Source organism: Bacteroides faecis MAJ27 (genome assembly GCF_900106755.1).
Taxonomy (GTDB): domain Bacteria; phylum Bacteroidota; class Bacteroidia; order Bacteroidales; family Bacteroidaceae; genus Bacteroides; species Bacteroides faecis.
Genome location: NZ_FNNN01000013.1, coordinates 17,479 through 31,215 on the forward strand (window position 1 = coordinate 17,479; position 13,737 = coordinate 31,215).

The window sequence follows — 13,737 nt, forward strand, 5'->3', positions numbered from 1 at the left end:
AGCATTTTTTTTACCGGCTATTGATTTTCAGACACTATTGATTCTATAAAGTCACAAAAATTGTCTGTAGATTGTTCGGAACGAATCTTTTCGCCTAACTCTCCTGCATTCTTTTTATATACAGGATTAGCCACTAAATCGTATATCTTTTCTTTTAATTCCCTGTCGGAATCTTTACCTATTTTAATTCGTTCCGGTCCTATCTTTAATTGCTGTACACGATAGGTCCAATAAGGCTGGTCGATGATAAGCGGCATGATCACCTGTGGTTTGCCGGTGCGAGCTACACTATGTGTTGTGCCTGCCCCTCCGTGATGCATCACCGCATCGCAGTGGGGAAATCTCAGACTATGGGGAATCGTATGTGTCAGTAGGAAAACGTCTTTCTCGTTTGCTAACGTGTGTATCTTCGAACTCATCGAACGAAAGGAACTTCTTGTGCGTTTGGTTTTCATTTTATGATTAGCTTAAATTTTGGGTATATCATTTTTTATTCTTCTGACAATGTCCTCATATCATCAAGTGCTCTCGGCAGATATTTTATTTCACTAAAATCCCCGGTAAATCCGTTCCCACGCGATCCGTGTACAGCAAACCCTACTTTAATCTTACCAGTAGTATTGAGGTTGAAGTTTCGTACCATAGACCAGTTTTTATTGTCCGGGGAATAAAAAAATGAGTACTCAGAGCCTCTCTTTACGATTGCCATATACGCATAGTCACCGGTTGGCATTGAATTACAGTCATCTGAAAACGTACGAGTCACAACAGATACAATTGTCGGCATAAGATTGACAGAGTTCTCGTAACAGAACTTGGCCCAAGTCTCGTCATCCTGATAGACAACAAGTGCCGCCACATCATAAACAGCTTTTAGTTTGCCTGTTACTTTGGCACTAATAGTGAAATTCGCTTCCGGTTCAAAGAGTATAAGCGGAGCATTTACCACTTTGGGCTTGCCGGAAGGACTATTGAAAAGGTTAGTCTTCCTGCTGGCGGTCATACTGATTGAGTTTCCTTTTATTTTGTAATCAACAGGCTGATTGTGTATTAGTAAGTTATGTGGAATAGTGGAAATCTGCTCTGTTGGAAGCGGTTTCTGTGCTGATGTGGAAACAGCTAAAAGCAAGACAAAGATGGAGGTAATAATCGATTTCATAAATGTATTATATTGATTCCTGAACAAATGTATGTAAAATATTCGAATCTTGTATCGCTTTGATAGACACAATATTACCTTTTTTCTGTCAGATATATCTGTTGTTCTTCAATCTGATACCATATCGGAAAACATAAGAGTGGTTTATATACAATTAGCCCTCTATTAACCTTAAAGTACTAATAGAGGGCAACTACTTATCAAGAAAAAAGTTGAAGTTAGTTTATTTAGCTTCGTTGTTCTGTTTTAAAAGAAATTCGTCAATTGCTTTTTTTAGTTGGTCTTTCGGCAGCGCTCCTTGTGAAATTCTCGGCTCTTCCTTCATAGGGATCATCAGCAGGGTTGGAATACTGCGGATGCCGAATGCGGCAGCCAATTCCTTTTCTTTATCTACATCGATCTGATAGATATCTACTTTACCACTGTACTCCTTGCTAAGTTCTTCGAGAACGGGGTGAAGTGCTTTACACGGACCGCACCAGGTTGCGTAAAAATCAACGATTGCAGGTCTGCTTCCTTCAAACTTCCACTCTTTCGGGTTGGCTTCATAGTTATATACTTTCTTCAAGAAATCGGCTTTATTTAATGATACTACTTCCATTTTATTTTCCTCCTTTGTTGGTTCGTTACTCTTTTTATTTTCTCCGCTGTTTCCTGCGCAAGCTGTGCTTGCCAGTACAATAGCGAAAGCACTCATTAAGTTTTTTATTAGTTTCATATTCTTTTTCTTTCTATTTGTTATTTCTGATGCAAAGATAGGGTGATTGTAGCACTTGAGAAATGGCAATTTGGCTGGAACACTTGGCTAAATTTCCCACAGACAGTTACTGAACGCTAAAATTTGTCTTTTATTCTTTGGAAGGGATGAAAATTAGCATTGTTTTGGTCGCTCTAAAATAGGGCATTCAAACATGGTGACGCTATCCTGTTGTTATAGCGTCACTATGTATATAGGATAGCGTCACTATATCAACAGGATAGCGTCACTATAATTCTGTTCTCATTTTCAGGAGATTAACTGAAGATATAAACGATAATTCCGGTAATTACCACATAAGCCAGTGCATACGGGATAGCGGCTTTTAGAATTTCTCCTTCCTTTCCTTGTTGGTTTCCGGCAGAAGTTGCGATAGCAATACTTTGCGGAGAAATAATTTTACCACCTGTAGCACCTACTGTATTTGCAGCTGATAACCAGTCCGGACTGACATGGATCTGTCCGGCGACACTGGCCTGTAATTTTCCGAAAAGGATGTTGGATGATGTATCACTTCCCGTGATAAAGGTTCCTAAACATCCGATGACCGGAGCAAACAGCGGATACAAACTTCCGGTGGCGGTAGCCAACGCTGAAGCAATAATAGCAATCATTCCCGAAGCATCCATAATGGTGGATAACCCGACGAGACAAATTACTGTAATGAAGGTTTTCTTCAATTGTTTTACGGTATTCCAAAGTACAATGAACAGTTCTTTAACTTTCGCTCCCTGTATTAAGCCGCCGATAAAAGTACCAAGGAAAAGTAGTACACCTGCATGAGTCAGCCAAGAGATAGTATAGTTCACAGTGGAAGCATTGATAGGCAAGCTGATTCTTGTAATCCAGTTATTTTCTAATGTACTTCTCAATTCCGGGAAAAGCGGACTGGTGAGGATAATCAGGAATAAAATCAGTAAATAGATGCTCCATGCATTGAGTATGTCTTTGGTTCTCAGCGTACTTTTTCGTTCTTTTTCTTCTTTGGACGCAGTCAGCTTCCCATAGAGGACAATGACAATGATCGAAAGAATACTTCCGATGATGGCAGGTGACTCTGCTCCCATGTATCTGGCAGCCAGATATTGTCCGGCCAGAGAAACACCTCCGACTAATAAAGCCAGAAATATATTCTTAGGAAGAGCCTTTAATTTAGGATTAGTGAGGAAAAGCAAAACTAAAGGAATAAGGAACATAAGTACTGATAATTGCAATACGACATTGGTACTAAGATGCAGTACGTCCAGATTTGTTTCCTTTGCCAATACTAATACCGGAGTTCCGATTGCTCCGAAAGCTGTTGCTACGCTGTTGGCTATCAGGCTGACTGTAGCCGAGAATATCGGCTTAAATCCCAGACTGATAAGAATCGCTGCCGGGATGGCAACCGCCGTTCCGAATCCTGCCATCGCCTCCAGTAATCCTCCGAATCCCCATGTCAGTAATAACACCTGAATGCTTTTGTCTGTAGAGATAGAAGTGAACTGCTGTTTGATGATCTCCATTTTTTCTGTTTTCAGCAATACGTTGTAACTGAAAATAGCCATCAGGATAATGATTAAAATAGGAGAGACTGCTTTTAGCGCTCCATATAAAAAGGAATAAAACAGGTTATCTACGGAAAAAGCAAAGCCGAAAAGAGCGATTAACATAGTTACAATTAACGAGATAATACTACTTTTGTCTCCGGACATTTTGAAGAACGCCATCAATACAATCAATAGCAATACCGGAATAATAGCAAGGATTAGTGTCATAATTCTAAATTTTAAATAGTCAACTCCTGGTGAATATCTATATAACAAAACAAAATGCGGTTTTGATGGATGAATGACTAATCATTTTATACAAAAAACGGATTGTCGACCAGACAACCCGTTTTTTATTTGTTTTTAATGCGAACTCTTTTGCTACTTGCTCATTTTCATATTCATGATTTGTTGCAACTGCTTTAAATTGGCTAGGGCAGCTTCATTTCCTAGTTTGGCAGCTTGTTCGAATGCTGCCATAGCACGTTGGATGTCTCCATTTAAGAAATTATACACTCCCGTATTGTTGAGGAACTCAGCAGTGGTATGGTCTGCTTTTTCCATATATTTTAATGCGGTATTGATATCTTTCTGTGAAAGGGCGACAGCTGCTGCATTCAGATTGGCTACTGCATCGGTCGGATACATGCGTACAGCAATATCAAATACATCTACAAAGTCTTTGCTGCCTTTCGGATAACTATTGGCGACCTGGTACATCTCATTCAGACTCAGATATTTCGGATTTTCCCGGATGATGATACGTCCTTGTTCTACATCGAAGTTAACTACTGTATAGTCAATCTTGCAATTCACTTTACGCAATCCCGGATAAATTTCTTTCAGCATGGTGCGATAAGGAGCTCCCCCGCCTACTTTCATGATTTCCTGTTTGCGTTTCACATCGTTCGTAGTATTTTTGATAATATTCAGGAATGTTTCTTTATCCTTCATAGAAGAAGATTCGAGTGCTTTCACCAGTCCATCCCAGTTTTCACCGCCAAAAGTCACCTTATACAGTTTGGCGGGTGCCTTTTCCTTCTTAACGAGATAATCTTTCAGAGCTTCCGCACGTTTTTTGGATAGCTGTTCGTTGAAGGCCAGTGGTCCTTCGGGAGAAGCAAATCCTTCAATGCTGATACTTTGTACAGTCAGATTCTTGTCATTCTGAATTTTGTCAAACATAGAATGAATGTTCACCAGTTCGGAGTGGTTGTTCATGAAGTCAGTAAGGATAACAGATTTATTGACAGGGAAATCCAGATGCGCTTCATATTGTTCGCTACGGTTTTTTACCACCTCTATTGTAGGCTGAATATAAGCCACAATAGGCGACATGGCACTCAATCGTTTGGCTTCGGTTGATACGTCATTGGTTATCAGTTCCTGTGCATTCATTTCCTGATAATTGCCGCATCCGCATAGATTCTCAACAAGTTGTAAAGAAGCGTTTGCCATCCACGGTTGGTAAGGTATGACTTGCGTATAATTAAATGTTTCTCTTTTGTTATAAGGAACAATGATAGCGGTAGGTTCCTCTTTGCTGATTGCCAATCCACGGATGTATGCTTTTTCACGTCTTTTCCCATTGACAATAATTTCTTGAAGCGGAACATTATGCTGTCCGTCCGTCAGTAGAGGGATAAGGCTTAAACTGCGTGCCGAGCCTATAGTCAGGTCTTTCATATCAACCGTCATGCCGACATAAAGAGAGTTTCCTTGTTGCCATAAAGATACATTCGAAAGCGTGAGCGCATCATTCAGAAATTTCTGTGCATGAGCCGGAAGTATGGTGGCTGCAAGAGCTATAAATAGATAGATAAATTTTCTTTTCATCATTGTAAGTTTTATAAAGTTCGATTATTTGATGACATAAATGAAACTGAGGCCGATTTTGGTCGGACCGAAATAATTGCGGCTATTGTGCCCGAGTTTTTCACCTCCGTCTCCACGGGCATATTTATCATATTTCAGGCGGGCGTAGCCAACGCCGATGGTTGCTTCCATGCTCCAGCGTTTACTGATAATCCATTGGTATCCGTAAGAGATACCGACTCCATACAGACTGCCGTCATAACGGTCATGTCCCATTCCGAATATATTCAGATTGCTGACATTCATTTCTCCATAATGTCCGTGCAGGCCGAAGAAGCTTCCGTTGAAACGTTCGCAGAGCCAGTAGCGCAATTCCGGTTGAACGAGCCAGTGTTTGATCTGGCGGTCGTCGCCAAATTTCCACGGATTATAGTTACCGGATACATCAAGAGTGATTTTCTTTGCCAGCCCGACTTCGAATCCCAGATTAGGAGTGGTGGTTGCCCAATAAAGGGCATTAGTCTTGATGGCGAATTTGGGTAGATAGGTTTCATTCCGTTGTACTTGGGCATGCACGCTTGTACCCAATACGAGCAGGAAACCGGCTGCTAATAAAAATTTAATTGTTCTCATTTTTGTTAGGGTCTAGGTTTTATTAAAATGATATGCGATAAACACATGATTGTGTGACTTTGTTGTGGAAACCCGAAAAAAATAATAATAAGCCGCATCCGCCATAAAGATGTTTAAGGGCATAAATGCTAACAAATTCAGCAAATGATACGTTTACTATATAAAAAGACCTTTGTGTAATCAATATGACAACAATTTAATTTATTACTGCTTATTTTTACACATAACATTTATACAAACAGCCTATGAAAGAGCTTATCAAGAACCTGGAAGAACTGAACAGGAAAGCTGAAAAGGGTGGTGGAGACGCCCGGATCGAAAAACAGCACTCTGTGGGCAAGCTGACCGCCCGTGAACGCATTGATTTACTTTTGGAGAAAGGATCGTTTATCGAACTTGATAAACTGGTAACTCATCGGTGTACCGATTTCGGTATGGAGAAACAGAAATTTTCCGGTGACGGGGTGGTGACCGGTTACGGAATGATCGGCAAACGGCTGGTCTATGTTTTTGCACAGGATTTCACTGTGTTTGGCGGAGCTCTCTCGGAGACACATGCCAAGAAAATCTGTAAAGTGATGGATATGGCAATGCAAATGGGGGCTCCCATTATCGGACTGAATGACTCCGGCGGTGCCCGTATTCAGGAAGGAGTCCGTTCATTGGCAGGATATGCAGAGATTTTCCTGCGCAATTCCATGGCTTCGGGAGTAATTCCCCAGATCAGTGCTATTATGGGGCCGTGTGCCGGTGGCGCTGTTTATTCTCCCGCGTTGACCGATTTTATTCTGATGGTAAAAAATTCCGGTTATATGTTTATCACCGGTCCCGATGTAGTAAAGAGTGTGACACAGGAAGAAGTAAGTAAAGAAGAGTTAGGCGGGGTAGGTATCCACATGACAAAATCGGGTGTGGCGCATCTGTCTGCTGAGAATGATATCGAATGTATCAATTACATCCGTGAACTTATTTCCTATCTGCCGGGAAACAATATGGAAGAGCCACCTTTCGTTGTTACTAATGATTCGCTGACTCGCCTGATACCGGAACTTTCTGACTTGGTGCCTGCCAATCCAAATCAGCCCTATAATATAAAGGAGATGATAGAAGCAATTGCCGACGATAACAACTTCTTTGAACTTCAGTCTGAATTTGCTGCGAATATCGTTACCGGATATATCCGTCTGAACGGAAAGACGATTGGTGTAGTGGCCAATCAGCCGCTGGTGCTGGCAGGGACACTGGATATCAACGCTTCTATAAAAGCCGCCCGTTTTGTCCGTTTCTGTGATGCTTTTAATATACCTCTTCTGACTCTGGTCGATGTGCCGGGATTCCTTCCGGGAGTTGATCAGGAATATGGCGGTATCATTCGTAATGGTGCGAAACTGCTTTATGCTTATTGCGAAGCCACCGTACCGAAAGTAACTGTTATCACTCGTAAGGCCTATGGAGGTGCTTATGATGTCATGAGTTCCAAGCATATTCGTGGTGATGTCAATCTGGCTTTCCCGACTGCCGAAATCGCTGTGATGGGACCGGATGGAGCAGTGAATATTCTTTTCAAGAAAGACATCGAGAAGTCACAAACTCCCGAAGAAAGGCGAAAAGAACTTCAGAGTGATTATCGTGAAAAGTTTGCGAATCCTTACCGTGCAGCGGAATTGGGATATGTGGATGAAGTGATTGATCCTGCCGTGACCCGTTTACGTCTGATACGTAGCTTCGAAATGCTGGCCAACAAACGTCAGTCAAATCCACCTAAGAAACACTCGAATATTCCACTTTAAGAAAAACAAGTTATGATAAAGAAAATATTAGTTGCCAATCGTGGAGAAATAGCCATGCGCATCTTCCGTACATGCCGGGTGATGAATATTTCGACAGTGGCTGTTTACACACATGTAGATCGGGGAGCCTTGCATGTCCGCTATGCAGAAGAGGCTTATTGCATCTCCGGTTCGCCCGAGGATACTTCTTATCTGAAACCGGAGTTGATACTTTCCATTGCCAAGAAGACCGGTGCGGCTATTCACCCGGGATATGGGTTCTTATCAGAGAATGCCGACTTTGCCCGCCGTTGTGAAGAAGAAGGAGTAATATTTATCGGTCCCGGTGCCGACATTATTGCTAAGATGGGAATCAAGACTGAAGCACGCAAAATAATGCGTGAAGCAGGACTGCCTATTGTACCCGGAACCGAAGCTCCTGTGCAAGGCATTGAAGAAGTGAAAAAAGTAGCCAAGGAAGTGGGCTATCCCATCATGCTGAAAGCGCTTGCCGGAGGAGGTGGAAAAGGAATGCGCCTGGTCCGCACCGAAGAAGAAGTAGAAACAGCCCTTCGTTTGTCCCAATCCGAAGCAGGTACTTCGTTTGGTAATGATGCGGTTTATATAGAGAAATATATAGAGAATCCGCACCATATTGAGGTGCAGATTATGGGAGATAAATACGGTAATGTGGTCCATCTGGGCGAACGCGAATGTTCCATTCAACGGCGTAACCAGAAAGTGATTGAAGAATCTCCGTCTCCGTTTGTGAAAGAAGAAACCCGTAAGAAAATGCTGAAGGTAGCTGTGGAGGCGTGTAAGCGAATCGGTTATTATAGTGCCGGAACATTAGAATTTATGATGGACAAGGATCAGAATTTCTATTTTCTGGAGATGAATACCCGTTTGCAGGTAGAACATCCTGTGACGGAGGAATGTACAGGTGTCGATTTGGTACGTGACATGATAATGGTAGCTGCGGGCAATCCATTACCATATAAACAAGAAGATATTAAATTCAGCGGAGCTGCTATCGAATGTCGTATTTATGCGGAAGACCCGGAGAATAATTTTATGCCTTCTCCCGGGGTGATTACTGTTCGTGAAGCTCCCGAAGGCCGTAATCTCCGTTTGGATAGCGCTGCCTATGCCGGATTTGAAGTCTCCCTGCATTATGACCCGATGATCGCCAAGCTCTGTTGCTGGGGACGTACCCGCGAATCTGCTATCTCCAACATGGCGCGTGCCTTGCGTGAGTATAAGATTCTGGGCATTAAGACAACGATTCCTTTCCACCAGCGTGTGTTGAAGAATGCAGCCTTTCTGGAAGGAAAATATGATACGACATTCATTGACACCCGTTTTGATAAAGAAGATTTGAAACGCCGTCAGAATACCGATCCGACAGTTGCCGTGATTGCTGCCGCTGTGAGACATTATGAGAGGGAGAAGGAGGCTGCATCCCGTGCAACCACGCTTCCTGTTGTAGGTGAATCTCTCTGGAAATATTACGGCAAGTTGCAGATGACTGCGAATAACTATTAAAATATAAATATATGAGTACATCATTAGCGACTTATTATGCCAAACTTCTGGATATGCCGGATAGTGAATATAAGGTAGAGATTCTGGAAGACGGACCGATCAAGAAGATAGCGGTCAACGGTAAGATATACGAGGTCGATTACAATATGGGAGGCGACTCTATTCATTCGATTATCATCGATCATCACTCTCATGGAGTGCAGATATCTCCTTCTTCCAATAATTCCTATACGATTATGAATAAGGGAGAACTTTATCAGATAGAGTTACAGGGAGAGATGGAGAAAATACATAATGCCCGTGCCGGTGCGGAAGCTGTGGGACGACAAGTGGTACAGGCTCCGATGCCGGGAGTCATCCTGAAGATATATGTAAAGAAGGGGGATACAGTGAAACGTGGAGATCCGCTTTGTGTATTGGTAGCAATGAAAATGGAAAACGAAATTCGTTCGACCACAGACGGAGTAGTGAAAGAAGTCTTTGTAGAAGATAATATGAAGGTCGCTTTGAATGACCGGGTTATGGTGATTGAATGATTCTTTTAAAAATAAAGGTGTTTTACGTACTTATCTCAAAACTTTTCTTTACTTTTGGCAGATAAGTACGTATTTACATCTTGATGTCTTATGGATAGCGAACAAACAAAAGAAGCATTAAAAGAAGAATTAGAGTTACTCAGAAAAGAAAATGAGCAACTGAAGCGACAACTTCTGTCTCTTGAACAGAAAAAACAGACAGAAGAAAGTACTGCCAGTTTTCAGGAAAGGTATGCTGTCAGAATCTTGAATTCTTTACCGGATATGTTAACCGTTTTCAACAACGACGAAGTAGGAATTGAAGTGGTTTCCAATGAAGAAACCAATCATGTCGGAATATCCAACAAGGACTTTGAAGGAATGCGTATGTGTGACATGGTACCTCCGGAGGCCTATCAGAATATCCACTCGAATATGCAGAAAGTGATTGCTACAAGAACTGTTTCGGCAGCGCATCACGATCTGGATTTCAATGGCTCCCATCATTATTACGAGAACCGTATCTTTCCGTTGGATGAAGAACATGTACTGATCATGTGTCGTGATATCACAGAGCGGGTGGCTACCCAGCGACAGCTGGAGGTGTTTAAGAGTGTACTCGACAAGGTTAGTGATAGTATTCTTGCCGTATCGAGTGATGGAACTTTAGTATATGCCAATAAACAATTTATAGAAGAATATGGTGTCACCCAGCAAATGGGCACACAAAAGATATATGACCTGCCTGTCTCCATGCGTACACCGGAGCTTTGGGAAGCCAAGCTGAAAGATATACGCGATAATGGTGGCAGTTTTTCGTATCGCGCGGCGTATGTGCGTAAAGGTGAAGAGAAAGAAAGGGTGCATCAGGTTTCTACCTATTTGACCAAAGAAGACGATATGGAACTTATTTGGTTTTTTACTCAGGACATTACAGATGTCATCAAGAAACGGGATGACCTTCGGGAATTAAATCTATTGTTGGACGGCATTCTGAATAATATCCCGGTTTATCTGTTTGTGAAAGATCCCGAAGATGACTTCAAGTATCTGTATTGGAATAAAGCTTTTGCCGAACATTCCAAGATTCCGACATCCCGGGCCATCGGGCATACGGACTTTGAAATCTTTCCTGAACGTGCGGATGCCGAAAGATTTCGCAGAGACGATCTGGAACTGATTCGCACGCATGAACGAATCGAAATGCAGGAGACCTATGTGGCAGCTACCGGAGAGACTCGTATCGTGCAGACTTTGAAAGCACTCGTACCTATGGAAGGGCGTGAACCGCTTTTGATAGGCATATCCTGGGATATCACTAATTTCCAGAATATCGAGCAGGAATTGATTAAGGCACGTATCAAGGCTGAGCAGTCCGACAGGCTGAAAACTGCTTTTCTGGCAAATATGAGTCATGAAATCCGGACACCTCTGAATGCGATTGTAGGTTTCTCTAATCTGTTGCCTTCTGCCGAAAATGTGGAGGAGGAGAAGCTTTATTCCCGTATCATCAATCAGAATTCAGAGATATTGTTGCAGCTAATCAATGATATTCTGGACTTGTCGAAAATAGAAGCGGGCACGCTGGAATATGTCAAACAGCCCATGAATCTGGGGGAAGTATGCCGCAATATTTATGAGATTCATAAAGGACGTGTACAAGAAGGAGTTACCCTTATTCTGGATAATAAAGAAGATGATCTGATTATTGAAGAAGATCGGAATCGTATTATGCAGGTTATTACTAATTTTATAACCAATGCCACTAAATTTACTTATGCAGGTGAAATCCGCTTCGGCTTTAAAATAGAGAATCATTGTATTCATGTTTATGTGAAGGATACAGGCATCGGGATAGAGGCGAGTAAAGTGGATCATATCTTTGACCGTTTTGTCAAATTGAATTCTTTTGCACAGGGTACGGGCTTGGGTCTCGCCATTTGCCGGATGATAATAGAAAAAATAGGAGGGGAGATTGGAGTCACTTCGGAAACAGGGAAAGGGTCGACTTTCTTCTTCACCATACCGTATAAGGAGAATTCGGATGAGCATATAACTTTTTCCGATGCTTTTGAAACGAAATATATCAGCCATACTATAAAGAGAATGCAGAAAATCAAAAAGATTCTGGTGGCTGAAGATGTGGACAGTAATTTTGTATTAGTCAAAAACATGATTGGGAAAGAGTATACTTTGCTGTGGGCCAAAGATGGTTTTGAAGCTGTAGAAATGTATAAACGATATCAGCCGGATTTGATTCTGATGGATATCAAAATGCCTCGTATGGATGGTTTGGAGGCTACCCGTATCATTCGTTCGTATTCAAAGGAAATCCCTGTCATAGCACTGACTGCTTATGCCTTTGAGACCGATAAGGAGCAGGCTTTTGAGGCCGGTTGCACTGATTTTGTTACGAAACCGGTATCACGGGAGGCATTGGAAAAAGCGCTGGGAAAATATTCAAATTTAACCATGTAGAATACGGAGACAGAAAACTTTAAAAAGAAACTGCTATTCTATAAAGAAGAATGAATCAGCCTTCTTAAAAAATACCAGTTTCTTTTTCTCAAAACAATATCTATTCTTTTATTTCAGGAACTAATAAAAACTTCGTATCCGGAAAGTATTTTTCCAGCCAAGTCCGGATAAAGTTCATTGTATCATTTTGAATCGTTTTATCTTCCACTGTTGGATAGAGATTATAAAGTACTGTATCCAGAACAATCCCCCGTTTCTGTATGGCTTCAAGGCTCAAAAGTGTATGATTGATGCTTCCCAGTTTGCCGGAAGTAACGAAAATGAGTGGATATTTCTCCTGTGCGATATAATCAATCGTTAAAAGTTTCGTAGTCAGAGGGACCATAAGACCTCCTGCCCCTTCAAGTAAGACATAATCATATCGTTCGCTCAGTATTTCAGTAGATCGTTTGATTTTATCAAAGTTGATAGGTCGATTATCTAATTCGGAAGCCAGATGGGGTGAAGCTGGGTAAGAATATATCTCCGGCATGGTAAGCCCTTCCCGGTCTTCTTCAGTGAAGGGGATTCCCATGATATGACGATGGAGGTCTATGTCTTCGGAGTGACCCACATTCCCGGTTTGGATGAACTTTTGGGTAATTGTCCTTTTGCCATGTTGGTTCCATTCACGTGCCAAGTAGCCGGTCGCATAACTTTTTCCTGCATCAGTATCGATGCCGCTTACAAAATATACATTCTGTTTCATACTTTTTTCTTTTTTGCTATGATATAAATAGGGTGATATGTCAAAGACACAGAAGTGCCTTGTGTAAATTCTTGCGTGTAACGTTCGCAAAAATACTGTAGATCACGACGGGTCCAAGCCTGTCTCTTTTGCTTTGGATAGAAAGAAGAATGTGCTGATAAACTATTTACACCTGTCTGTTTCAGATGATACAATACCTTCATCGGATTTTCGAAAGAGAGGAGAATCAGCTCTTCTTCTGAGTACAGTATATCAAAATGAGGAGACAGGGCAGCTTCAAGTTCTTCTTTTGAACGATAGGGAAGACCTGTTCCGGTAAGCTCACGTATTTCCTTCATATTCTTCTTCCCGAAAGTGCTGAAAGCAAAATAACCTTGACTATGAAGTAGTGTATTGCATCTTTTGAAAAAGTTCTCCGGCGACTCAAACCATTGCAAAGCAGAACAGGAAGTAATTAAAGTACTTTTATCCGGAAAAGGAATCGTTTCTGCATCTCCGGAAAGAAAAGAGACTTGCTTCTCCTTTAATAAATCTTCGCAGCAATATCTCATTTCCGGACACAGATCGTTCAGCAATAACTCTTCCGGACGAAGGGTACGGAGCAGCATTCGGGAATAAACACCTGTGCCGCATCCAAACTCAATCACTTTCGGGCAGGGAGAGAGGATATATTTTTTAAGCAGACGGATCATTTTGTCTGCTATCTGCCGTTGTACGTTTGCTTCACGGGGGTAGGTGGCGATGGCTTTTGAGAAACGTTCCGCAATAATTGTCTTATTCATGATCGAT

At 41.8% G+C, this 13,737-nt stretch carries 12 protein-coding genes; 4 read left to right on the forward strand and 8 right to left on the reverse strand.

Features of this window, described 5'->3' with window-relative positions:
- Nucleotides 1-17: 17 nt before the first annotated feature.
- From BLW31_RS12450 to BLW31_RS12475, 6 genes are all read right to left on the reverse strand, one after another.
- Nucleotides 18-455, reverse strand: coding sequence for a glycosyltransferase (locus BLW31_RS12450; RefSeq protein ID WP_022301825.1), 438 nt, complete (start codon nt 453-455; stop codon nt 18-20).
- 35 nt (nt 456-490) lie between these two features.
- Nucleotides 491-1,159, reverse strand: a complete 669-nt coding sequence (locus tag BLW31_RS12455) for a DUF1349 domain-containing protein (RefSeq protein ID WP_029425623.1) — start codon at nt 1,157-1,159, stop codon at nt 491-493.
- 223 nt (nt 1,160-1,382) lie between these two features.
- Entirely contained in the window at nt 1,383-1,877 is a 495-nt protein-coding gene (gene trxA, locus BLW31_RS12460) for a thioredoxin (RefSeq protein WP_029425622.1), read from the reverse strand.
- A gap of 296 nt (nt 1,878-2,173) precedes the next feature.
- The gene (locus BLW31_RS12465; RefSeq protein WP_010538712.1) at nt 2,174-3,673 is read right to left on the reverse strand and encodes an L-lactate permease; all 1,500 of its coding nucleotides are present in this window, start codon (nt 3,671-3,673) and stop codon (nt 2,174-2,176) included.
- 153 nt (nt 3,674-3,826) lie between these two features.
- Nucleotides 3,827-5,281: a DUF3868 domain-containing protein gene (locus tag BLW31_RS12470; RefSeq protein ID WP_022301826.1), complete on the reverse strand. Its 1,455-nt coding sequence runs from the start codon at nt 5,279-5,281 to the stop codon at nt 3,827-3,829.
- 24 nt (nt 5,282-5,305) lie between these two features.
- Entirely contained in the window at nt 5,306-5,893 is a 588-nt protein-coding gene (locus tag BLW31_RS12475; protein ID WP_010538710.1) for a DUF3575 domain-containing protein, read from the reverse strand.
- Nucleotides 5,894-6,138: 245 nt separating this feature from the next.
- Between BLW31_RS12475 and BLW31_RS12480 the strand changes: the two genes are divergently transcribed.
- The 4 genes from BLW31_RS12480 to BLW31_RS12495 all read left to right on the forward strand — a co-directional run bounded on the left by BLW31_RS12480 (nt 6,139) and on the right by BLW31_RS12495 (nt 12,200).
- Entirely contained in the window at nt 6,139-7,683 is a 1,545-nt protein-coding gene (locus BLW31_RS12480) for an acyl-CoA carboxylase subunit beta (protein ID WP_010538709.1), read from the forward strand.
- A 12-nt stretch (nt 7,684-7,695) separates the two neighbouring features.
- Complete coding sequence (accC, locus tag BLW31_RS12485; protein ID WP_010538708.1) at nt 7,696-9,207, forward strand: acetyl-CoA carboxylase biotin carboxylase subunit; 1,512 nt, start codon at nt 7,696-7,698, stop codon at nt 9,205-9,207.
- An 11-nt stretch (nt 9,208-9,218) separates the two neighbouring features.
- A complete protein-coding gene (locus BLW31_RS12490) occupies nt 9,219-9,743 on the forward strand; it encodes a biotin/lipoyl-containing protein (RefSeq protein ID WP_010538707.1) in 525 nt (174 codons plus the stop codon).
- Nucleotides 9,744-9,833: 90 nt separating this feature from the next.
- Complete coding sequence (locus tag BLW31_RS12495; RefSeq protein ID WP_010538706.1) at nt 9,834-12,200, forward strand: PAS domain-containing protein; 2,367 nt, start codon at nt 9,834-9,836, stop codon at nt 12,198-12,200.
- 100 nt (nt 12,201-12,300) lie between these two features.
- Here the strand turns inward: BLW31_RS12495 and bioD are convergent, their stop codons facing one another.
- Nucleotides 12,301-12,948: a dethiobiotin synthase gene (gene bioD, locus BLW31_RS12500; protein ID WP_010538705.1), complete on the reverse strand. Its 648-nt coding sequence runs from the start codon at nt 12,946-12,948 to the stop codon at nt 12,301-12,303.
- Nucleotides 12,945-13,730: a malonyl-ACP O-methyltransferase BioC gene (gene bioC / locus BLW31_RS12505; protein WP_010538704.1), complete on the reverse strand. Its 786-nt coding sequence runs from the start codon at nt 13,728-13,730 to the stop codon at nt 12,945-12,947. The genes bioD and bioC overlap by 4 nt, the downstream gene beginning before the upstream one ends.
- Between the last annotated feature and the right edge of the window lie 7 nt (nt 13,731-13,737).

Coding starts and splice junctions, on each gene's coding strand:
- BLW31_RS12490 (WP_010538707.1), top strand. CDS start 9,219: ATGAGTACATCATTAGCGACTTATTATGCCAAACTTCTGGATATGCCG.
- BLW31_RS12475 (WP_010538710.1), bottom strand. CDS start 5,893: ATGAGAACAATTAAATTTTTATTAGCAGCCGGTTTCCTGCTCGTATTG.
- BLW31_RS12450 (WP_022301825.1), bottom strand. CDS start 455: ATGAAAACCAAACGCACAAGAAGTTCCTTTCGTTCGATGAGTTCGAAG.
- bioD (WP_010538705.1), bottom strand. CDS start 12,948: ATGAAACAGAATGTATATTTTGTAAGCGGCATCGATACTGATGCAGGA.
- BLW31_RS12470 (WP_022301826.1), bottom strand. CDS start 5,281: ATGAAAAGAAAATTTATCTATCTATTTATAGCTCTTGCAGCCACCATA.
- bioC (WP_010538704.1), bottom strand. CDS start 13,730: ATGAATAAGACAATTATTGCGGAACGTTTCTCAAAAGCCATCGCCACC.
- BLW31_RS12495 (WP_010538706.1), top strand. CDS start 9,834: ATGGATAGCGAACAAACAAAAGAAGCATTAAAAGAAGAATTAGAGTTA.
- BLW31_RS12455 (WP_029425623.1), bottom strand. CDS start 1,159: ATGAAATCGATTATTACCTCCATCTTTGTCTTGCTTTTAGCTGTTTCC.
- trxA (WP_029425622.1), bottom strand. CDS start 1,877: ATGAAACTAATAAAAAACTTAATGAGTGCTTTCGCTATTGTACTGGCA.
- accC (WP_010538708.1), top strand. CDS start 7,696: ATGATAAAGAAAATATTAGTTGCCAATCGTGGAGAAATAGCCATGCGC.
- BLW31_RS12480 (WP_010538709.1), top strand. CDS start 6,139: ATGAAAGAGCTTATCAAGAACCTGGAAGAACTGAACAGGAAAGCTGAA.
- BLW31_RS12465 (WP_010538712.1), bottom strand. CDS start 3,673: ATGACACTAATCCTTGCTATTATTCCGGTATTGCTATTGATTGTATTG.